We start from the raw sequence: 21,143 nt of genomic DNA, 5'->3' as shown, positions 1-21,143 counted from the left end.
AGTGTACACGCCCCTCTTCTCAACGGAGCAGCGCCATGGTCACTCTCGGTCATCTTTTGACGTGAGACGTTTATAGTCCAGTCGCCCAGTGCTCTGTAGGTTTGGTGCGCGTCGACCCCGCTCGACGCTTACCCACCTACGGAGAAAACCATGATTGATGTATTTTTCAGCGTCTCCCCCGACTATTCCTCCCTGCATCAGGATCGCAGTGTCACGCCTGACCGGCAGCCGCCCGCCAAACCGAAGCCCGCGCCCGGCCCATCCATTGACTTCAGCGACCGCCGAAAAAAACCGGGCCGCCCAGGCGATCTGGATAGCCTTGGCGGCGGCGCAGTCCTTTAACCGTGTCAACCGCTGAGGTAGCGCAACTCAACGGCGCCTCAACTGCAGCGGGTTTGCCCTGACGCCAGTCGGTCAGGGCTTGCCCCACAGAATCGGCAGGGTTTCACCTGACGAATAGTGGCTCATAGCCACAATCCTAAAGCAGTATCCTCGCCCTATTCAAAGCCCGCAGCCCCCGAGGTACAGTAGCGCCAGCCACGGAGTATCGGCCTCAACCACGACTGGCCTTAAAGCTGGTCCAAGCAGGGAGCGCGCATATGGGCGATACATCCGACGACAATCCGCTGAGAAATGACTTTTCCGACCTCAACAGCGACATGTTGCATGCGGTCATGGAATTGGTCAGCGATGGGATCTGGGATTGGAATGCCAATACCGGCTTCGTCTACCGCAACCCCGGCTGGTACGAAATGCTCGGCTACCCCCGTCACTCCATGGAGAACACCGTGTTCACCTGGGAGAACGTGATCCACCCCGATGACTACCCGCAAGTCATGATGCTGTTCGATGCCTACATTCATCGTCGTGCGCCCCTCTACCGAGCCGAATACCGCTGCCGCAAGGCCGATGGCACTTACCTGTGGATCGAAGACCGTGGCTACATCATTGCACGCAATGAAGACGGTTCGGTCGCACGCATGGTCGGCGCCCATCGCGATATCCAGATACGCAAATCCTCGATCGAACAGCTTGAGCAACGCAACCAGTCCCTTGAGGCCCTGGTGGCCGAGCGCACCCGCGAGCTGTCGCGGGTCAACCAGCAACTGCAAGTGCAACTGGACGAAAACCGCTCCCTGGCTGAACGCGACACCTTGACCCACGTGGCTAACCGCTACTGCCTGGAGAAAGTGCTGCTGGAAGAATGCGAGCGCGCCGAACGCTTTCGTTTGCCGCTGGCGCTGGTGGCCATGGATATTGATGACTTCAAGCCGATCAATGATCGACACGGCCACGCCGTCGGTGACCAGGCCCTGGTGCGCGTGGTGGAAAGCCTGTTGGCCTGCGTACGAGAGGACGACCTGTTGGCGCGCTGGGGAGGCGACGAGTTTATGTGGGTCTTGCCCAAAAGCTCGCTGGAGGTTGCCAAGGCGCTGGCTGAGAAGGCTCGTCACGCCATGCACGAAATACCCGCAGCAGGCGACTTCACCCTTTCATTGAGCCTGGGCGTGGTCGAACGTCGTCCGGGTGAGCCCCCAGCCGCCTTGATGGCAAGGGCCGATCAAGCGTTGTATCGGTCCAAGGCGGCGGGGAAGGACAGGGTCTCGGAGTAACGCTCAGCGCACCGGCGGCGCGTACTGGATGCCGCCGTTACTCCACAGTGCATTAAGCCCGCGCTTGATCTTCAATGCGCTGCCCTGGCCGATGTTGCGCTCGAACACTTCGCCATAGTTGCCCACCTGCCTGACGATCTGCACCACCCAATCCTTGCGCAGTTTCAAGTCCTTGCCATACTCGCCGTCGGCGCCGAGCAAGCGTGCGACGTCCGGGTTCCGGGTGGTCCTGGCTTGCTCTTCGACGTTCTGCGAAGTGATGCCCATTTCCTCGGCATTGAGCATGGCGAACAGCGTCCACTTGACGATGCTGAACCACTCATCGTCCCCCTTGCGCACCAGCGGTCCCAACGGTTCCTTGGAGATCACTTGCGGCAGCACCACGAACTCGTCCGGGTGAGCCATCTTGATGCGCTGGGCGTAGAGGCCCGACTGATCGGTGGTCAGCACATCGCAGCGCCCTGCTTCCAGCCCCTTGGCACTCTCGTCGGCGGTATCGAAGGTGATCGGCGTGTACTTCATGCCATGGGTACGGAAGTAATCGGAGACGTTGAGTTCCGTCGTCGTGCCGGCCTGGATGCAAATGGTCGCACCGTCCAGTTGCTTGGCGTCGGTCACGCCCAACTTGTTGTTCACCAGAAAGCCGATCCCGTCGTAGTAGGTCACGCCGGTGAACACCAGGCCCATCCCCGAATCACGGGAGCTGGTCCAGGTGGTGTTGCGTGAAATGACATCGACTTCACCGGATTGCAGCGCGGTGAATCGCTCCTTGGCGGTCAACTGGCTGAACTTCACTTTCGAGGCGTCACCAAATACCGCGGCGGCCACGGCATGACACACATCCACATCGATACCCGTCATCTTGCCCTGGCTGTCCGGTACGCCGAAACCCGGCAAGCCGTCGCTGACCCCGCACTGGATAAAGCCCTTCTTCTGGATCGCGTCCAGTGTTGCGCCAGCGTGCGCAGTACCGGCCAGGGCCAATGCTGCGGTGGTGCCGATCACGGCCAAGGTGGTGTTGAATGGGTTCATGCAAGGCGCTCCCTGTCATTCCTTTTTATTCGGCGCTGCACAGCCCGCGCCGGTTTATAGTGATGCCGGGCAGTATCGACAGCTTTCCCGCCTGCCACAAACGACCTTTAGGCAAAGGCTCCTTCCGATTTGGAATGAACTGCATGATTTCAAAACGCTTGACCCCTTCGATGACCGCCTTGCAATGCTTCGAAGCGGCCGCCCGCCACCTGAGTTTCACCCGCGCCGCTGAAGAACTGCACCTGACCCAAAGTGCGGTGAGCAAGCAGGTGGCGCAGCTGGAAGAGATGCTGTGCCACAACCTGTTCGAACGGGTGCGCCAGCGGCTGTACCTGTCACCGGCAGGTTCGCTGTACCTGGCCGAAGTGCACAAGATCCTGACCCAGGTGGACATCTCCAGCCGCTATATCCTCACCTACGGCGGCGAGACCGAAGTGCTGCGCATCGCCACCCAGCCAACGTTCGGTGACCGCTGGCTGGTGCCCAAGCTCAAGGATTTCGCGGCGAAGCATCCCAATATCCACTTGGACGTGCGCAATGAGCTGGAGCCTTTTGACGTGCTGCAGGCCAAGGCCGATATCGCGTTTTTCTTCGGCCAGGGCTCATGGCCGGGAGCGACCTGCATCGAGCTGTTCCACGAAGCGGTCGTGCCGGTCTGTGCCCCCGGGTTCGTCGCCGAGGGCAGCGATGCCTCTTCGCGCCATACCCTGTTGCAATGCACCTCGCGCCCGGAAGCCTGGCACGAGTGGTTCCTGGAGCAGGGCCTGCATTCGCAGAACAGCTACCACGGGCCGCGTTTCGACACGTTCTACATGTGCATCCGTGCCGCGCAGTCGGGTTATGGCGTGGCGTTGGTGCCGCAGTATCTGGTGGCCGAGGAGTTGGCCAACGGCAGCCTGATGATCCCGTGGAACTACGCGATGCCCAGCGCCGGTGCGCACTTTATCGCTCATGCCGAACATGCCGGCGACATCCCCAAAGTGAAAGCCTTCCTGAACTGGATGGTCGACTACCTCGCGGCACATCCTGACTTTTAATAATGACCCGGCGACTTTATTTCGTTTGCGGCAGGGCCGGGCGCGCGGCTTAGATAAAAAGACGCCCGCCACTGCCGAGTCCGAGAGTCATGAACCACGACACCATCAGCCAGTCGATTTCCATCGTTCACCCCATCAGCCTCAGCCACGGCAAGAACGCCGAAGTATGGGACACCACGGGCAAACGTTATATCGACTTTGTCGGCGGCATCGGTGTGCTCAACCTCGGCCATTGCCACCCTGGCGTGGTCGAAGCGATTCGGGAGCAGGCGACGAAGCTGACGCACTACGCGTTCAACGCCGCGCCCCACGCGCCCTACATCGAATTGATGGAGCGCCTCAGCGCATTCATTCCGGTGAATTACCCGGTGAGCGGCATGCTCACCAACAGCGGCGCGGAGGCCGCTGAAAATGCCTTGAAGATCGTCCGCGGCGCCACCGGCCGTACGGCGGTGATTGCCTTTGACGGCGCCTTCCACGGCCGCACTTTGGCCACCCTCAACCTCAACGGCAAAGTGGCGCCCTACAAGCAAAAGGTCGGGGTACTGCCAGGCCCCGTGTACCACCTGCCCTACCCCAGTGCCGATAATGGCGTCACTTGCGCTGAAGCGCTGAAGGCCATGGACCGCTTGTTCAGCGTGGAAATCGACGTCAACGATGTCGCCTGTTTCATCATCGAACCGGTGCAGGGTGAAGGTGGCTTCCTGGCCCTGGATATCGAATTTGCCCAAGCCTTGCGGCGTTTCTGCGACGCGAAAGGCATCCTGCTGATTGCCGATGAAATCCAGTCCGGCTTTGGCCGCACCGGCCAGCGATTTGCGTTCTCGCGACTGGGCATCGAGCCGGACCTGATCCTGCTCGGTAAAAGTATCGCCGGGGGGGTGCCATTGGGCGCCGTGGTCGGCCGTAAAACCTTGCTCGACAGCCTGCCCAAGGGCGGCCTGGGTGGCACCTATTCCGGCAACCCCATCGCGTGCGCAGGTGCATTGGCCACCCTTGATGCAATGACCGATGCGCACCTGAAAACCTGGGGTTCACAACAGGAAGAAGCCATCGTCAGCCGTTACCACACCTGGCTTGCACAGGGCGTTTGCGCGGTTCTGGGCCGCATGACCGGCGTGGGGGCCATGCGCGGCATCGAGCTGGTCAATGCCGACGGCACGCCTGCTTCCCAGCAACTGACCCAACTGCTCGGCCTGGCCCGGGAGGCGGGCTTGCTGCTGATGCCCAGCGGCAAGTCGCGGCACATCATCCGCCTGTTGGCACCGCTGACCATTGAGCCTGCGGTACTGGAGGAAGGTCTGGATATCCTGGAGGCGTGCCTGCGGCAGTTGGCTTAGTAAGGCGCGTCAACGGGCTTACCGCGTGGGAAACCGCGCTTTTTTGATGCGAGTCTGGGCAAAACCGTGGGTGACATCACGTAAGTTTGCGAACGGGTAAAGCCAGGCCGAGGCGGGGCTCAAACGTATAAACCTGCTGATCAAAGTGATACAAAGAGATCTCTTTGAAGGCTTCGGCGCACCTGAACCGCCCCAGCGCAACCTGAGCCTCCTGAGAATGTAACCAACACATTTCTGCAAGGACGCACACCATGCTCGACATCCTTCAAGGCACGCCCCTGTGGGTGTACGCCGTTTACGCGTGGATTTGTTACTACGGCATCAAAGCCTGTGTGGGCGGCCGTGAGAGTCGTCGCTCGCTATTGATTCTGCCGGTGGTTCTGGTGGCGTGGTCACTGATGTCACTGGCACCTTCAATACTCTCGAGCAGCACCTGGGTGGGCGGCGCTGTGGTGGGCAGCCTGCTGGGGATGTTGTTGTTCAATGCCGATGGCGCCCGGCTGGATGTCAATGGTGAAACCCTGGTGCTGGCCGGCACATGGAAAACCCTGCTGGTCTCGCAGCTGTTTTTCGCGGTGAAGTACTATTTCGGCTACCAGCAGGCGGTGCACCCGCTATTTTTGAGCACGCCAGAGATGCTGGCGGTGGTTGGCGGAGTCTCGGGGTTTACCGTTGGTCTGTTCTGCGGGCGAGCCGTACGGCTGCAGCGGGCGCTGAACGCTTTGCGTCGCGATAAGGGCATTGTGCTGCCTTGACCTGATCCCCCCGCCCCTTGAAAATGCGCGACGCTTTTTTGTCCCGCTTACTGAAGTAGTGAAATTTCAATGTCCGATTCGCACACCGAAGAATCCGTAGTCACCTTGCAATCCAAAGCTGAATACGAAAACGCCATCAATCTTTCACAGCATGTGCCTGCGGCCAAGATCATCAGCGAGATGGTGCTGGACGCGTTCCACACCTCCAAGGAAAGCGACCAGATCCGCGAACTGCGCACCGCCATCCGCCAGGCCCATGATGCCTTCGACGATGACAAAGCCTACGAGCTGATGGGCCAGCTCAAGCAACTGAAGGACGCCGAGGCTGCCGACAACGCCGCTCTGGAAAACCTCAGCAGCCAGTTTTCGATCAGCCGCATCCTGTCCAGTTTCAAGGACGACCCCGAGTTTCAGGAGCTGGTCTACGGCCTGGCCCTCAAAGTGCTGAACCAATCGCACCAGGCCATCAGCAACCCAAGCGCCGCCAAGGGCAAGGCTGCACGCGCCAAGAAAGACACCGAAGTGTTTGTGATCAGCAAAGATGGCATCAGCGTCACCCTGCCGCTGCGCACGCCGCGCTCCAAACTGAACGTTGACCGTGAGGCGCTTGAGTTCCTCGGTTTTGCGTTCGTGGGCGAAGGCAGCGAAGCGGAGCTGGAAAGTGAAACCTTCGTCGACAACAGTGGCGTGGAACAGCCGATCACGCGCAAAAGCATCGTGACCGCACTGCAACAGCAAAGCGCCTTCGACGGTTACACCATCGCCCCCCAATAAGGCCCTGAGACCTGCGACCTTCATGCCTGTGGCGAGGGAGCTTGCTCCCGCTGGGCTGCGCAGCGGCCCCAGCTTTTGGTTTGAAAAGACTGGGCCTGCTACGCAGTCCAACGGGAGCAAGCTCCCTCGCCACGGTCCTTTGGCCAACTAAGCCTTCATCACCTGCGCCGCGAACACTTCACGAAAGCGTTCCATCTCCCGCTGGGTGCCGACCGTTACCCGCACCCACTGCGGCCAGTTTTTCCAGACCCGCCCGACCATCACGTTCTGTGCGGCGAGCCGCTCGATGGCGTGCGCTGCGGGCTGTTTTACGTCGATCATGAAGCAGTTGCTGTGCGACACCGTGCAGGTAAAGCCATGGGTCTTGAGCCAGGCTATCGTTTCCTCGCGTAACCGTGCATTGAGTGCCTTGCGTTGTGGCAGCAACGCGACATCTTCCAGGCTCGCCCGCGCGCCGAGCAAAGAGGACGCTGCTGGCACGTTGTCCCCACCGAACACCGCCAGCCGCTCCAGCAACGCAGGATGGCCGACCGCCAAACCCAGACGCGCTCCAGCCATGCCGTAGATTTTCGAAAACGTACGCAGCACCAGCAAGTCGTCGTGCTCCTTGACCCAGCTCACGCAGCTGGGTGCATCGGAGAAATCGATATAAGCCTCATCCACCACCAGCACGCTGCCTCTGGGTTTGTTTGCCAGCGCTTGGCGGATCGCCTCAGTGGGCGTCAGGGTGCCGGTCGGGTTGTTGGGGTTGCACAAATACAACATGCCGGCCTGTGGGTTTGCGGCCAGCATGGCGGGTACATCATGGGCATGCTGGGCGTCGAGATTCACCTCGTGCACCGGCGCCTTGTGCGACTCGGCCGCCTGGCGTGGGACTTCGTATGACGGCGTAGCCATCACCAGGCCGCGGGTTGGACTGGTGAACGCCAACACCGCGTAACGCAGGGCGGCCATCGAGCCGGCAAACACCGCGACGTTTTCCTCGTTGATTCCTTGCTGCTGGGCAAACAATGCTGCCAACGCGTACATGTCTGGGTAGGGATAACGCCCGGACGTTGCGATCCCACGCTGCATCGCCTCACGGGCCGCGCTTGAAGGGCCGTAGGGGCTTTCGTTGTAGTTGAGCAGCACCTTGTCAGACTTTTTCGGCGGCGGGCCGGCGAGCGCCCAATCCAGGTGCCCCAGCACGGGCAAGGCCGCGCCGAGGGCAAGAAGGGAACGACGACTCACACTGACCATGGTAACGACTCCTCGTATACGGGGGATGGGTTCGCCCAGTTCGTACAGAGGAGTATGACGAGGAGAATGCCGGCTGATTTAACCGGGCAGTTGAGAATCAGCGCTCCAGGTAGTCGGTGATGGGGTAGCTCGCACACAATGTTTGCACCCGCGAACGCAACTGTTCACGCACCGCTGGTTCCTGCCGGTAATCCTGCTCGTCCAGCGGCGTCACGCTGTCGAGTATCCGACACACCAGTTCGACAACCTGTCGGCAGCCCTGGGGATCGATCATGCGTTGCGCCATGGAACCGGTGCCCAGGCACAAGCCGCTGGTGACCGATGACGGTCGCGTGTCGCCCGGTACGCGATGCTTGTTCACCACAATACCGCACCCCTCCAGCGCCGACTCCGCGATGGCGCCGGTCATGGCGCCACGCAACCTGATCAGCACCGTGTGGTTTTCGCTTCGTCCACCCACCACTTCGTAGCCATGCGCCTGAAAAGCACGGGCCATTTCGTCGGCAAGCGTACGAACCCGCCCCATGCAGGCGTCGAACTGCGGTGACTTCGCGTAGCCCAGGGCAGCAGCTTTAGCAGCGATCATATTGACGGCCGGTGCTCCCTGCATGCGTGGGAATACGGCCTGATCGAGGACACGGCTGAAGGTCGACTTCAAACCGGGCACCTTGGTATTGGCATCGCGCCCGGACAGAATCAACCCACCACGAGGGCCGCCAAGCTGCTTGTGTGTGCAGGTGATGGTGACATGAGCGGCGTTGATCGGGTTCGGATGGCGTCCTGTCACGACCAGCCCGGCAATGTAGGAAATATCCGCGAGCAGGATGGCGCCCGCCTCATCGGCAATCTCACGAAACCGGTCGAAATCCACCACCCGCGAGTAAGCCTGCGTACCGCAGATGATGATGCGCGGGCGATGCGCGAGGGCCAGGCTGCGCACCTGCTCGTAATCGATCAGGCCTTCGGCGGTGGTGCCGTAGCGGATGGCTTTGTAGTAGGCCCCCGTGAGAACAGCCGGGCTGCCGAGGGCGATATCACCGTCATGGTCGTGGGCCATACCCAGCAAGGTATCTCCAGGCTCAAGCAACGCTGAGAGGACTTGGGAAATCGCGATGGATGCCGAGTGAGACTGCACGCCGGCGTAGTGAGCGTCGAACAGCTCCCGCGCCCGGCGAATGGCCAAGGCTTCGACCCGATCGACGTTCTCACAGCCGGGGCGATAGCCTCTGCCCGGCAGGCCTTCAGCCGTGACATTGACCAGTGCCGAGGCACAGGCCATCAGCGTATACGGCTTGACGGCGCAAGACGAAGGGACCAGCGATAAGGTGCGGTGCTGTCGCGTGACTTCCGCGTCGAGGATGCTCGCCAGCTCGGCATCTTCAGCGTGCAGGTCCGCCAGGCCGCGACGCAGCAGGTCGGCCTGGTCTTTCAGTAGTGCGGTATTGAGTGCCATCAGTGCGGTTCCCTTCCAGCGTATCGCGGGCCGATTCGTCCTGAACCGGGCGTTCAATTAAACAGAAATTTAAACGTTTTCCCATTTAAATGTTCATTTTTACCGATCTCGATCACAGGAAACGCCGAGGCAGCGCATTCGCACTTTATTGTTGTGGCCCACGCGTGCAACACTCCCGGCGCCGCTAGCCGGTGGTGTGAAAAGTGGACGTTTATAACTAAAGGGAAGTGGTGAGCACGTGATACACAAACGGGAAAAAACCGAGCACTTGAAGAGCAACATCAAGTACTTGATCAAAAGCCGTGGCGAAACCCAGCTTTCGTTAAGCAACGCCGCCGGCCTGACCAGGACCACGATCTACAACATCCTGGAAGGCAAGGTCGTCAATGTGCAGCAGTCGACCATTCGCAAGATTTCCGATTTCTTCGGCATCTCCTACGACGAAATCGAAACTGTCGATTTCGAAGCCAAGGAAATCCTCGAGAGCAGTGTTTCCCCCCAGGGCAACATGAACCCGGCGGCGGTGCCGATCCTCAAGGAAAGCCTGGTCATCCAGAACCTGGACAAGCGCATCGGCGAGCTGGCCACGGTGTATCCGCTGACCTACTACTTCGGTACGTGCTGCAACCTGATTGGCGTGCGCCTGGAGCACGGCATTCCCGGCATCAACGAAGCGGGTGACTTGTTGATCGTGCAAAAAGGCACGTCGAGCCCCGGCAAGGAAAAGTTGGTGTACGACAGGGCTACCCGCAAGATGTTCATCACCCTTGAAGCCTGTAGCAACTCAGAGCGCTTGTGCGTGGTCGGTGACATCGTCGAGGAGCGCTTCAATGACAACGTATGAAGCGGCCGTCGAAAACAGCAAATACAAACTGCTGGGGTTTGAGAATGACAAGAGCCTGGCGATCATCATGGTGATTGCCACCGGCAAGGTCATCAAGATGAAGCTGAGCGAAGTCATCAGCAGCGAAATAATGGACAACCTGAACAAAATGGAAGTTAAGAACATGTACAAGAAGTTCTATTCACAGGGAGGAACACTGACCGCCTATGACCTGAATGACCGTAACGAAAGCTCCTGGATGATCTACATCATCCTCAACCTGCTGTTGTTCACGTTCTATATTTTCACCAGTATCGCCGCGACCAAACCCATTTACCTGGAGTCGCTGGGCATCATCGTGACGCCGGGGACCTTCCTGTACCCCCTGACCTTCTTGATCGTCGACCTGTTGAACGAGCAGTTCGGCCTGCGACTGGCCAGAAGGGCCATTCTGTTTGCGTTTGCCAGTAACGCGATGATCATCATCCTGCTCTACGGCTCGACCTTTCTGCCGGGGCTGCCGGGCTGGAAACTGGATGGGCCGTATAACGACGTGATCATTCAAGTGTCCTCGGTACTGGTCGCCTCCTCGGTGTCGTTCCTGGTGTCCGAGAATATAAACTCGTACTTGCTGTGCAAGATCAAAGAGCTGACCAACTCCAGGTACCTGTACCTGCGCATCTTCCTCAGCACGTTCTTCGCGGTCATCATCGACAGCTTCCTGTTTTGCTTCATTGCCTTCTACGGCGCGATGCAAACCAGCGACATCCTGAGCATGATCTACGTGCAGATCGCGATCAAAGTCGGCTTTGCGTTCTTCAATATCCTGCCGGCCTACGGTGCGCGGGCGCTGTTCAAGCGCTGGATCACCGGCACCACGGCAACACTGTAACCTGTGGCGAGGGAGCTTGCTCCCGCTGGGTCGCGTAGCGGCCCCAGCTTTTGGTTTGAAAAGACTGGGCCTGCTACGCAGTCCAGCGGGAGCAAGCTCCCTCGCCACGGGTGAGCGGTTGCTCGCGGGAATGACTTAATTCAGCTGCAACTTCTGCTTGAGGCTCTGCATCACGTCAGTCTTGTTCTGCAGGTACTCATTCAAGCCGCGAGCGCGCAGGTTGCACGCGTCACAATGACCGCAACCCGTGCCGATGATGCCGTTGTAGCAGGTCAGGGTGTTGTGGCGCACCAGCTCCAACTGGTTGTGATAGTCGGCCAGTGCCCAGGTCTCGGCCTTGTTCAGCCACATCAACGGGGTGTCCAGGCGCAGTTTGTATTCCATGCCCAGTTCCAGCGCCTTGTTCAGTGCCTTGACGAACTCATCGCGACAATCGGGATAACCCGAGAAGTCGGTTTCGCATACACCGGTAATCACGGTTTCAGCCTTCACCTGATAGGCGTAGATCGCTGCCAGGGTCAGGAACAGAATGTTGCGCCCCGGCACAAAGGTGCTCGGCAGGCTCTCGCCCGAGCTGTTCACGGTCGGCACCGGGATGTTGTCGCGGGTCAGGCTGCTGATGGCCAGCTCGTTGAGCAAGGACACATCCATCACTTTGTGAACGGTGGCGCCCAACTGCTTGGCAAGCTGCTGGGCGACTTCAATTTCCGCCACGTGGCGCTGGCCATAATCGAAGGTAATGCAGTGCACTTCGTCATACAGTGGCAATGCCTGAATCAGACAGGTCGTCGAATCCTGCCCGCCACTGAATACCATAACGGCTTTTTTACTCATCTCTGCGCTTCCTGCATTTGTAGAATGTGGGTGTAGGAGCGAGCTTGCTCGCGAAAAACGGCAACGATAACGCAGCGTGCCCGGTTTGGCACGACACCCTCAGGTTTTTCGCGGACAAGCCAAAATACAAAAAACCCCGCGCTTCTTGCGAAGGCGGGGTTGTTTTTCATCCATCGACTCAGTGTGCGTAGGTCAGCAACAGCTCTTTCGGCACTTGGAAATCCAGGGACATCATCACGCTCAGCGCGGTGATGGTGAAGATCGAGAACACGAACAGCTTGCGCGCCCAGACGGTGTCATCCACCGCCTTGTAACCGGTCCAGGCCATGTACAACCAGTACATGCCCATGGCGGCCGCAACGGCGAGGTAGCTCATGCCGGCGTAGCCACTGAAGGTCAACATCAAGGTCGCCAGGAGGAAGGCCAGGATGTAGAGCAGGATGTGTTTCTTGGCCACCTGGATGCCACGCTTGACCGGCAGAACCGGAATCGACGCAGCCAGGTAGTCATTGAAGCGGAAAATCGCGATGGCGTAGGAATGCGGCATCTGCCACAGGCTGAACATCACCAGTAGCGTCAGCGCGGCCATGTCGAAGCTATTGGTCACAGCCACATAACCAATCACCGGCGGCATCGCCCCCGACAGACTGCCCACCAGCGTGCCGTGAACCGACTTGCGCTTGAGGTACAGGCTGTAGAGGCCGACGTAGATGACAAAGCCGATCACGGCAAACAGCGCCGCCAACGGGTTGGCCACCTTGTACAACAATGCCACACCGGCAACACCCAGGACGGTCGCGTAAACCAGTGCCAGCTTCAGGGAAATAAGCCCCTGGACCAGCACGCGGTTCTTGGTGCGCTCCATCTTGATATCGATGTCACGGTCGATGCAGTTGTTGAAGACACAACCGGAAGCTACCACCAGGGACGTGCCGATCATTGCAGCCAAGAAAATGGCCAGATCGACATGCCCCTTGGAGGCCAGGAAGAAACCGCCCGCCACAGAAAGCACGTTACCGAAAATGATCCCCGGTTTGGTGATTTGGATAAAGTGCTTAAGCGACATCGGGTCTTACCTCACTTCGCCATCATGTAGGTGTGGATGCTGAACATGATCCACAGCGACAGACCAACCAGCAGAACGATCACCAGGCCTGCGAACACGAATGCAATCACGTTCTCACGCTGGGCCGCAGAGCGGTCCAGGTGCAGGAAGTACACCAGGTGAACCAGAACCTGAATCACTGCGAACGCCAGGACGATCATCAAGGTGATCGACTTCGGCAAGGTTGGGTACATCACCAGGCCGAACGGGATCAGGGTCAGGATGACCGACAGGATGAAGCCGATAGCGTAAGACTTGACGCTGCCGTGGCTTGCATCGTGGCTGTCATGGGAGTGTGCATTAGCCATTACAGAGTCCCCATCAGGTAGACAACGGTGAATACGCAGATCCAGACCACGTCCAGGAAGTGCCAGAACAGGCTCAGGCAGCTCAGGCGAGTCTTGTTGGTGTTGGTCAGGCCGTGCTTATTGACCTGATACATCATCACCGCCATCCACAGCAGACCTGCCGATACGTGCAGACCGTGGGTGCCTACCAGCGTGAAGAACGCGGACAGGAAGCCGGAACGGTGCGGGCCGTAGCCTTCGGAGATCAGCAGGTGGAACTCGTTGACTTCCATGCCGATGAAGCCCAGGCCGAACAGGAAGGTCAGTGCCAGCCAGCTCAGTACGCCTTTCTTGTTGCCCTTGTAGAAGGCCAACATGGCGAAGCCGTAGGTAATCGAACTGAACAACAGCAAGGCGGTTTCGCCGAGCACATAAGGCAGTTCGAAGATGTCGTGGCCCGACGGGCCACCGGCAGTGTTGTTTACCAGTACCGCGTACACCGCGAAGATCGACGCAAACAAGATGCAGTCGGTCATCAGGTAGAGCCAGAAACCGAAAACGGTCATTGGCCCCGAGTCGTGGTGATGGTCATCGTGCCCATGGTCATCGACATGGGCGTGTCCAGCATTGGTCACTAAGTTCGACATGGTTTAAGCCTGTTCCAACGAGGTTTCTACACGGTTGGCCGGAATCTTCTTCTCGGCTACCAGGCGAGCGTGCTGCTCGGCTTCGATGCGCTCGATCGTCTCGACCGGCACCATGTAGCCTTGATCATCACGGGCAGCGTGGATGATGAAGTAACCGATAGTGCCGACCAGGCTCACGATTGCCAGCCACCAGATGTGCCAGATCATCGCGAAACCGAACACGGTCAGCAGGCCGCCCATCACCACGCCAGTGGCGGTGTTGTTTGGCATGTGGATCGGTTCGTAGTGCTTGGGCTTCTGGTACGCAGTACCGTCTTCCTTGGCTTCGGTGAACGCATCAATGGTGTTCGCAGTAGGGATCACGGCGAAGTTGTAGAACGGAGGTGGCGACGAGGTCGACCATTCCAGGGTGTGGCCGTTCCATGGGTCACCGGATTCGCACATGTTCTGCTTGCGATCACGCACGCTGACGTACAGCTGGATCAGCTGGCAGGCGATACCCACGGCGATCATCACCGCACCGAACATGGCGACGTACAGGTACGGCACCCACTCAGGGTTGGTGGTGGCGTTCAGACGACGGGTCATGCCCATGAAGCCCAGTGCATAGAGCGGCATGAACGCGACGAAGAAGCCCGAGATCCAGAACCAGAACGCAGCCTTGCCCCAACCTTCGTGCAGCTTGAAGCCGAACGCTTTAGGGAAGTAGAAGGCGAAACCAGCGATGTAACCGAATACAGCACCACCGATGATCACGTTGTGGAAGTGAGCGATCACGAACAGGCTGTTGTGCAGTACGAAGTCAGCACCCGGAATGGCCAGCAGTACGCCGGTCATGCCGCCGATAGCGAAGGTCACCATGAAGCCCAGGGTCCACAGAACCTGGCTGGTGATACGCAGACGGCCGTGGTAGATGGTGAACAGCCAGTTGAATAGCTTCACCCCCGTCGGGATGGAAATCAGCATCGTTGCCAGGCCGAAGAAGGCGTTGACGCTGGCACCCGAACCCATGGTGAAGAAGTGGTGCAGCCAAACCATGAAGCCCAGGATCGAGATCGCGCCGGAGGCGTAGACCATCGAGTGGTGACCGAACAGGCGCTTGCCGGTAAAGGTCGAGATCACTTCGGAGAAGATACCGAACGCTGGCAGGATCAGGATGTACACCTCAGGGTGACCCCATGCCCAGAACAGGTTCACGTACATCATTGGATTGCCACCAAGTTCGTTGGTGAAAATGTGGAAATCCAGGTAACGGTCAAGCGACAGCAGCGCCATGGTAGCGGCCAGGATCGGGAACGAAGCCACGATCAGGACGTTTGCCCAGGTGCAGGTCCAGGTGAAGATCGGCATGTCCATCAGTTTCATGCCAGGGGCGCGCATTTTCAGGACGGTGGCCAGGAAGTTGACCCCCGTCAGCGTCGTCCCGAGCCCTGATAACTGTAGCGCCCAGATGTAGTAGTCCACACCCACGCCCGGACTGTACTGAATGCCCGACAATGGCGGATACGCAACCCAACCGGTCTTGGCGAATTCGCCGACGCCCAGGGAAACGTTGATCAGCACCACGCCGGAAACCAGCAGCCAGAAGCTCAGGGAGTTCAGGAACGGGTAGGCAACGTCACGCGCACCGATCTGCAGCGGCAAGGCAAGGTTCATCAAGCCGGTGAAGAATGGCATCGCCATGAAGATGATCATGATCACACCGTGGGCGGTGAAGATCTGGTCATAGTGTTCAGGCGGCAGGTAGCCAGGCGAACCCTCGGTGGCCATGGCCAACTGGGTACGCATCATGATGGCGTCGGCAAAACCACGCAGCAGCATGACCATGGCAACGATGACGTACATGACGCCGATTTTCTTGTGGTCGACCGAAGTCAGCCACTCGGTCCACAGGTAGGACCACTTCTTGAAGTACGTGATACCCGCAACAAGGGCCAGTCCACCCAGCGCGATCATGGCGATAGTCACCATTACGATCGGCTCGTGGAACGGCACCGCATCCCAACTTAATTTACCAAACATCGTTTACTCCTCTGCCCCAGCAGTTGAATGCGAGCCCATGTCAGAACCTTCAACCACGGCCACTTCTTTCTTCTCGTGCTTGACCGGCTTGCCTGGCTTCATACCTTCGTACTTGTCGACGATTTTCTGAAACAGGTTCGGCTCATACGCGGAGTACAGAGCGACTGGGTTGTTCTGGCTTGGTTTGGCCAGGGCGTCGTATTCAGCTTGATCAAGCTGTTTAGGTGCGGCCTTGACTTCGGCTACCCAGGCGTTGAAATCTTCCTGGCTCGTCGAGATCGCTTTGAATTTCATGCCGGTGAAGCCAGCGCCGCTGTAGTTGGCGGAGATGCCTTCCATTTCAGCTTTCTGGTTGGCGATCAGGTGCAGCTTGGTCTGCATGCCTGCCATTGCGTAGATCTGACCGCCCAGTGCTGGGATGAAGAACGAGTTCATCACGGCGTCGGAGGTGATCTTGAAGTTAACCGGAGTGTGCTCCGGGAATACGATCTTGTTGACGGTGGCGATACCCAGGTCCGGGTAGATGAACAGCCACTTCCAGTCCAGCGCGACCACTTCGATGTTGATCGGCTTGGCGTCGGATTCCAGCGGACGGTATGGGTCCAATGCGTGGGTGGACTTGTAGGTCACATAACCCAAGGCAATGATGATGAGGATCGGGACCAGCCACACCGCGATTTCGATCTTGGTGGAGTGCGACCACTTCGGCGCGTAGGTAGCGCTGGTGTTCGACGCGCGGTATTTCCAGGCGAAGGCGAAGGTCATGATGATCACAGGGACCACGACCAGCAGCATCAGCAGGGTGGCGGTGATGATCAGGTTTCGTTCATCCAGACCGACCTGTCCTTTTGGGTCGAGCAAGGTCCACTTGCAGCCTCCCAGCATTAACAGCATGCCAAGCAGCGGCAAAAAGCCTAGTAATCGGGGGTACCTGTTTTTACTCATCTCACGACCTCTAAAGCAGCTTGCGCAATGCAGTTGGGTTTTGATCGCCAACACTTCACCCTGCCAAGGGTTGGCATTTCTCTTCGATTGAATAAGAGCCTGCCCATCACGTCATATATGAGCGTTTCACGGACCTGCAGTGAGTTCTTATTCGATTTCGTGGCTAAAGGCCTTGTTACAGACCAATTCCATTTGGTGCGGATAGTTGAAAGGCTGCCGGAACCTGGGGTCGCACAGAGCCTTCCATCTGCTCCTCGACCGCTCCAATGCTCAAATATTGAACAGCACCGGACATTCAGTGCGGGCGATTGTAGTTAGCTAGCGATGTATAAACCATGTCTTATAAAGAAATAATTTTTATCGATTCCAGCAATAATCCTTCACCATTCTTGCAAAGGTTCGCGATCTTATCGCGTTCGATTCTCAACAAAAACCACAAAAATTGCCGTGTTATTAGGCAAAGGGCCACATCCCTTACAGGCTGTAAGGGCATGGTAAACGCAAGCAAGTCCCCATAAAACAAGGCATTCGCAGACGCCCCTGACGCTGGAACCCAGCGAGCTTTGTGCTGTCCCACACGCCACGAACTGACAGCACAATTTGCGCGCCAGGCGCAAATTTAATGGCCCATATGGCGGCTCAAAAACGTCCTGCGACAGCATCCGTGTGACAACATGTCGCATGCTGCGCGCACCTGAAATTGCTCCTTGTCACAGCAGTTTCACAAAATCCCTACAAAGCAAAACGCCTCGGCCTTCCTCCAAGGAAGACCGGGGCGTTTTTCGTGCATGACTCAGTTACTGCGTTGGCGGTTACGGTAAATGCCCAGAGGCACCAGGATCACCGTCAGCACGAACGCCACCAGCGCCCATTGCGCCAGGGACAGACCGAGTATCGGCGGGTACGGCGTGCTGCAAAAGCCATCCACCTGGAAACCCAGGGGGAACACCTTCGCAAGGGGCAGTTCATCGACAATCGGCTGCAGTACATCCACACCGCAGCTGACCTCGGGGAAGAACTGGGTGTACACATGATGGCCAGCAGCTGCGACGCCACCCAGGGCACTGAGCACCACCAGCCCTTCGAAAAACGTGAGCGCCCCCCGGGTGCGCATGGCTGCGCCGATGAACGCGAACACCGCGATCAACAGCAAGGCATAGCGTTGCAGGATGCACAGCGGGCACGGAGCCTCACCCAACACCACTTGCATGTACAGCGCCCCGCCGATCAGCGCCAGGCAGATGATGCCCAGCAACACCAGAAAGCGTCGCTCCCTGCCTAAACGCAATTCGTCACTCATCCCCGTTTCCCTTTTTCGTTGTGCCAATGGCCGCAAGTTTACACACAGGCCACCGTTTAAACAGAGCACGGTTAACAGGGGATTAATCGAGAGAAATGCCGAACTGAATGTGGGAAGGGGCTGCCCTCCTCCCACATGATTTTAGACAGTGCGAGCTTCAGCGCTTATTCCAAGGCAGCCGCCGGACCGAAGAATTCGTAGCGGCTTTGGTTTTCCGGCACACCCAACGCCTTGAGGTGGCGCTTGATCGCCGCCATGAACCCTTTAGGGCCCAGGAAGTAAGCATCCACATCACGCTGCTCGGGTAACCACGCCGCCAGTTGCTCCTGGGTCAGCATGCCCACTTTGTCCGCCACGCTCACACCGTCATCCTCGGCATAGCAATAGAAGCGCTTGAGCTGCGGATGCCGGGCAGCCAGGCCATCCACCCAGTCACGGAACGCATGCACCCCGCCGTTACGTGCACAGTGAATAAAATGCACCGGCCGCTCTGTCGCCAGGGCCGCTTCGAGCATCGGCAAGGTCGGTGTGATGCCCACCCCACCGCTGATCAGCACCAGCGGCTTGGCGCTGGCCGCCAGGGTGAACTCCCCCGCAGGCGGAAACAGGTCGATGGTTGCGCCGACGTGTATCTGGTCATGCAGGTAATTGGAGACCCGCCCATTGGCTTCACGCTTGACGCTGATGCGGTACAGGCCGTTATCGGTCAGGGCCGACAGGGAATAGTTGCGGCGCACTTCCTCGCCGTCGAGCACCAGCTTCATGCCGATGTATTGCCCAGGTGCGGCCGCCAGGATCGGGCCATTGTCCACCGGGGCGAAATAGAAGGAGCTGATCTCGTCGCTCTCCTCCACCCGCTTGACCAGGATAAACGGCCGCGCACCACGCCAGCCGCCCAGGGCCTGGGCTTTTTCGTCGTAGATGGCGGCTTCGGCGCCGATCAGGATGTCCGCCAACTGACCATAAGCCGCGCCCCAGGCACTGATCACTTCAGGGGTGGCGATCTCGCTGCCCAGCACTTCAGCGATGGCGCGCAGCAGGCAGTTACCGACGATCGGGTAGTGTTCCGGCAAAATCTGCAAGGCCACGTGCTTGTTGATGATCTTCGCCACCAGATCGCCGAGTTGATCCAACTGATCGATATGCCGCGCGTACATCAACACACCGTTGGCCAGGGCCCGAGGCTGGTCGCCGCTGGCTTGGTGGGCCTGGTTGAACAGCGGGCGAACCTGCGGATACTCGCTGAGCATCATGCGATAGAAATGGGTGATCAGGGCTTCGCCGCCGCTTTCCAGCAGGGGCACGGTGGATTTGACGATTGCACGGTCTTGGGCACTAAGCATGGCTGACTCCTGGGTCTTTTTACTGATTACCCTGTCTTACTCAGTATTCGTGCCAAGTTATTTATCGTTATTTTTCAATGAGTTAAATATTATGTAGTCAGTATGACTTCCTACACTTTATAGTCATAAAGACTACAAGGAGTCATTATGACTGCACACTCGTTGCTCACAACCCTGCTGCCTCTGGTCGCCGACCTGTCCCGCGAGTTGCCCGAAGGCGAACGCTACCGCCGCCTGCTGCAAGCCATGCGCGCCTTGCTGCCGTGCGATGCCGCCGCGTTGCTGCGCCTGGACGGCGAATGGCTGGTGCCCTTGGCAGTGGACGGCTTGAGCCCCGATACCCTGGGACGGCGCTTCAAGGTCAACGAACACCCGCGGTTTGCCGTACTGCTGAGCAGCCCCGGCCCGACCCGCTTCGACAGTGACAGCGAACTGCCCGACCCTTACGACGGTTTGGTCGAGGGTCTGCACGGGCATCTGCAAGTACACGACTGCATGGGTTGCCCGCTGTTTGTCGGCGACCGCCCCTGGGGCCTGCTGACCCTTGATGCATTGGATACCGAGCGTTTCGAGCGCGTTGAACTGGAGGCCCTGCAAGCCTTCGCCAGCCTCGCGGCCGCCACCGTCAACGTGGCCGAACGTATCGAGCATCTGACCCTGCGCGCCGAGATCTACCGCGAAGCCAGTGGCCAGCAGCACAAGGAAATGATCGGCCAGAGCAAACCCCATAAACGTTTGGTGGAAGAGATCAAGCTGGTGGGCGGCAGCGATCTCACGGTGTTGATCACCGGCGAAACCGGGGTTGGCAAGGAACTGGTGGCCCAAGCTATCCATGCGGCTTCGCTGCGTGCGGACAAACCGATGATCAGCCTCAACTGCGCTGCCTTGCCGGATACGCTGGTGGAAAGCGAACTGTTCGGGCATGTGCGCGGTGCCTTTACCGGTGCACTGAACGAACGCCGGGGCAAGTTCGAGCTGGCCAACGGCGGGACCTTGTTCCTCGACGAAGTGGGCGAATTGTCGCTGGCCGTGCAAGCCAAGCTGCTGCGCGTACTGCAAAGCGGCCAATTGCAGCGCCTGGGCTCGGACAAGGAGCATCGGGTTGACGTGCGCCTGATCGCCGCGACCAACCGCGACCTGGCCGAGGAAGTGCGCAATGGCCGCTACCGCGCCGACTTCTATCACCGGCTGAGCGTGTACCCGCTGCAAGTACCAGCGTTGCGCGAGCGTGGCCGCGACGTGTTGCTGTTGGCGGGGTTCTTCCTGGAGCAGAACCGCTCACGCATGGGTTTGGGCAGCCTGCGCCTGAGCAGCGATGCCCAGGCGGCACTGTTGGCCTACAACTGGCCGGGCAATGTGCGGGAGCTGGAGCATTTGATCGGGCGCAGCGCCCTCAAGGCCCTGGGTCATTATCGTGAGCGTCCGAAGATCCTGAGCTTGAGTGCGCAGGACCTGGACCTGCCCGACATCAGCACGCCGCCGGTGATCGAAACGCAGCCCGAATCCGCCCATGTGGTCACCGGCGACCTGCGCCAGGCCACCGAGCACTATCAGCGCCAGCTCATCGGCGCCTGCCTGGAACGCCATCAGCACAACTGGGCAGGCGCCGCCCGCGAACTGGGCATGGACCGCGCCAACCTGGGCCGCATGGCCAGGCGCCTGGGGCTCAAATAGCGCGCCCACCTCGGTCAAGATGTGCGAG

General features: G+C 58.9%; 20 protein-coding genes and 1 pseudogene. 10 read left to right on the top strand and 11 right to left on the bottom strand.

What is annotated here, in order from left to right; all coding sequences use genetic code 11:
• Window positions 1-150 precede the first annotated feature (150 nt).
• Complete coding sequence (locus EXW71_RS19005) at window positions 151-342, top strand: hypothetical protein (protein WP_134660212.1); 192 nt, start codon at window positions 151-153, stop codon at window positions 340-342.
• Between the two features lie 257 nt (window positions 343-599).
• Window positions 600-1,613, top strand: coding sequence for a diguanylate cyclase domain-containing protein (locus EXW71_RS19000; protein ID WP_134660213.1), 1,014 nt, complete (start codon window positions 600-602; stop codon window positions 1,611-1,613).
• Window positions 1,614-1,616: 3 nt separating this feature from the next.
• Here the strand turns inward: EXW71_RS19000 and EXW71_RS18995 are convergent, their stop codons facing one another.
• Window positions 1,617-2,645, bottom strand: coding sequence for an amino acid ABC transporter substrate-binding protein (locus EXW71_RS18995; protein ID WP_134660214.1), 1,029 nt, complete (start codon window positions 2,643-2,645; stop codon window positions 1,617-1,619).
• 143 nt (window positions 2,646-2,788) lie between these two features.
• On the opposite strand from EXW71_RS18995, the gene EXW71_RS18990 reads away from it, so the two are divergent.
• From EXW71_RS18990 to EXW71_RS18970, 5 genes and pseudogenes are all read left to right on the top strand, one after another.
• Window positions 2,789-3,682 carry a LysR substrate-binding domain-containing protein gene (locus EXW71_RS18990; protein WP_134660215.1) on the top strand — a complete coding sequence of 298 codons (894 nt, stop codon included), beginning with the start codon at window positions 2,789-2,791 and terminating at the stop codon, window positions 3,680-3,682.
• A gap of 89 nt (window positions 3,683-3,771) precedes the next feature.
• Entirely contained in the window at window positions 3,772-5,022 is a 1,251-nt protein-coding gene (locus tag EXW71_RS18985) for an aspartate aminotransferase family protein (protein WP_134660216.1), read from the top strand.
• A 109-nt stretch (window positions 5,023-5,131) separates the two neighbouring features.
• Window positions 5,132-5,230 (top strand): annotated as a pseudogene (locus EXW71_RS18980) (Txe/YoeB family addiction module toxin); the annotation flags it as partial.
• A 43-nt stretch (window positions 5,231-5,273) separates the two neighbouring features.
• Window positions 5,274-5,777: a DUF6622 family protein gene (locus EXW71_RS18975; RefSeq protein ID WP_134660217.1), complete on the top strand. Its 504-nt coding sequence runs from the start codon at window positions 5,274-5,276 to the stop codon at window positions 5,775-5,777.
• 69 nt (window positions 5,778-5,846) lie between these two features.
• Window positions 5,847-6,551, top strand: coding sequence for a hypothetical protein (locus EXW71_RS18970; RefSeq protein ID WP_134660218.1), 705 nt, complete (start codon window positions 5,847-5,849; stop codon window positions 6,549-6,551).
• A 147-nt stretch (window positions 6,552-6,698) separates the two neighbouring features.
• On the opposite strand, the gene EXW71_RS18960 is transcribed toward EXW71_RS18970, so the two are convergent.
• Together EXW71_RS18960 and glyA are read right to left on the bottom strand one after the other, a co-directional pair.
• On the bottom strand, window positions 6,699-7,790 hold the full coding sequence (locus EXW71_RS18960) for a pyridoxal phosphate-dependent aminotransferase (protein ID WP_134660220.1): 1,092 nt from the start codon (window positions 7,788-7,790) through the stop codon (window positions 6,699-6,701).
• A 97-nt stretch (window positions 7,791-7,887) separates the two neighbouring features.
• Window positions 7,888-9,243, bottom strand: coding sequence for a serine hydroxymethyltransferase (glyA, locus tag EXW71_RS18955; protein WP_134660221.1), 1,356 nt, complete (start codon window positions 9,241-9,243; stop codon window positions 7,888-7,890).
• 238 nt (window positions 9,244-9,481) lie between these two features.
• On the opposite strand from glyA, the gene EXW71_RS18950 reads away from it, so the two are divergent.
• Both EXW71_RS18950 and EXW71_RS18945 read left to right on the top strand, forming a co-directional pair.
• On the top strand, window positions 9,482-10,087 hold the full coding sequence (locus tag EXW71_RS18950; protein WP_134660222.1) for a helix-turn-helix transcriptional regulator: 606 nt from the start codon (window positions 9,482-9,484) through the stop codon (window positions 10,085-10,087).
• Window positions 10,074-10,958: a queuosine precursor transporter gene (locus EXW71_RS18945; RefSeq protein WP_123715298.1), complete on the top strand. Its 885-nt coding sequence runs from the start codon at window positions 10,074-10,076 to the stop codon at window positions 10,956-10,958. The genes EXW71_RS18950 and EXW71_RS18945 overlap by 14 nt, the downstream gene beginning before the upstream one ends.
• A 135-nt stretch (window positions 10,959-11,093) precedes the next feature.
• On the opposite strand, the gene queC is transcribed toward EXW71_RS18945, so the two are convergent.
• The 8 genes from queC to hmpA all read right to left on the bottom strand — a co-directional run bounded on the left by queC (window position 11,094) and on the right by hmpA (window position 19,441).
• Window positions 11,094-11,792, bottom strand: coding sequence for a 7-cyano-7-deazaguanine synthase QueC (queC, locus tag EXW71_RS18940; protein WP_134660223.1), 699 nt, complete (start codon window positions 11,790-11,792; stop codon window positions 11,094-11,096).
• 178 nt (window positions 11,793-11,970) lie between these two features.
• Entirely contained in the window at window positions 11,971-12,858 is an 888-nt protein-coding gene (gene cyoE, locus EXW71_RS18935; RefSeq protein WP_060754363.1) for a heme o synthase, read from the bottom strand.
• 11 nt (window positions 12,859-12,869) lie between these two features.
• Window positions 12,870-13,205, bottom strand: coding sequence for a cytochrome o ubiquinol oxidase subunit IV (gene cyoD, locus EXW71_RS18930; protein WP_060754364.1), 336 nt, complete (start codon window positions 13,203-13,205; stop codon window positions 12,870-12,872).
• Window positions 13,205-13,831, bottom strand: coding sequence for a cytochrome o ubiquinol oxidase subunit III (locus EXW71_RS18925; RefSeq protein ID WP_123714348.1), 627 nt, complete (start codon window positions 13,829-13,831; stop codon window positions 13,205-13,207). Before EXW71_RS18925 ends, cyoD begins: the two co-directional genes overlap by 1 nt.
• 3 nt (window positions 13,832-13,834) lie before the next feature.
• Window positions 13,835-15,853 carry a cytochrome o ubiquinol oxidase subunit I gene (gene cyoB, locus EXW71_RS18920; RefSeq protein ID WP_134660224.1) on the bottom strand — a complete coding sequence of 673 codons (2,019 nt, stop codon included), beginning with the start codon at window positions 15,851-15,853 and terminating at the stop codon, window positions 13,835-13,837.
• 3 nt (window positions 15,854-15,856) lie between these two features.
• A complete protein-coding gene (gene cyoA / locus EXW71_RS18915; protein ID WP_123715956.1) occupies window positions 15,857-16,798 on the bottom strand; it encodes a ubiquinol oxidase subunit II in 942 nt (313 codons plus the stop codon).
• A gap of 793 nt (window positions 16,799-17,591) precedes the next feature.
• The gene (locus EXW71_RS18905) at window positions 17,592-18,098 is read right to left on the bottom strand and encodes a disulfide bond formation protein B (protein ID WP_123715954.1); all 507 of its coding nucleotides are present in this window, start codon (window positions 18,096-18,098) and stop codon (window positions 17,592-17,594) included.
• 164 nt (window positions 18,099-18,262) lie between these two features.
• Complete coding sequence (gene hmpA / locus EXW71_RS18900; RefSeq protein WP_134660225.1) at window positions 18,263-19,441, bottom strand: NO-inducible flavohemoprotein; 1,179 nt, start codon at window positions 19,439-19,441, stop codon at window positions 18,263-18,265.
• A 147-nt stretch (window positions 19,442-19,588) separates the two neighbouring features.
• Here hmpA and norR point away from each other — a divergent pair, with 147 nt between their 5' ends.
• Entirely contained in the window at window positions 19,589-21,115 is a 1,527-nt protein-coding gene (gene norR, locus EXW71_RS18895; protein ID WP_134660226.1) for a nitric oxide reductase transcriptional regulator NorR, read from the top strand.
• Window positions 21,116-21,143: the final 28 nt, after the last annotated feature.

Source organism: Pseudomonas sp. BCA17 (assembly GCF_004519405.1).
Classification (GTDB): Bacteria; Pseudomonadota; Gammaproteobacteria; order Pseudomonadales; family Pseudomonadaceae; genus Aquipseudomonas.
This window is presented reverse-complemented; position numbering and strand designations above follow the sequence as displayed.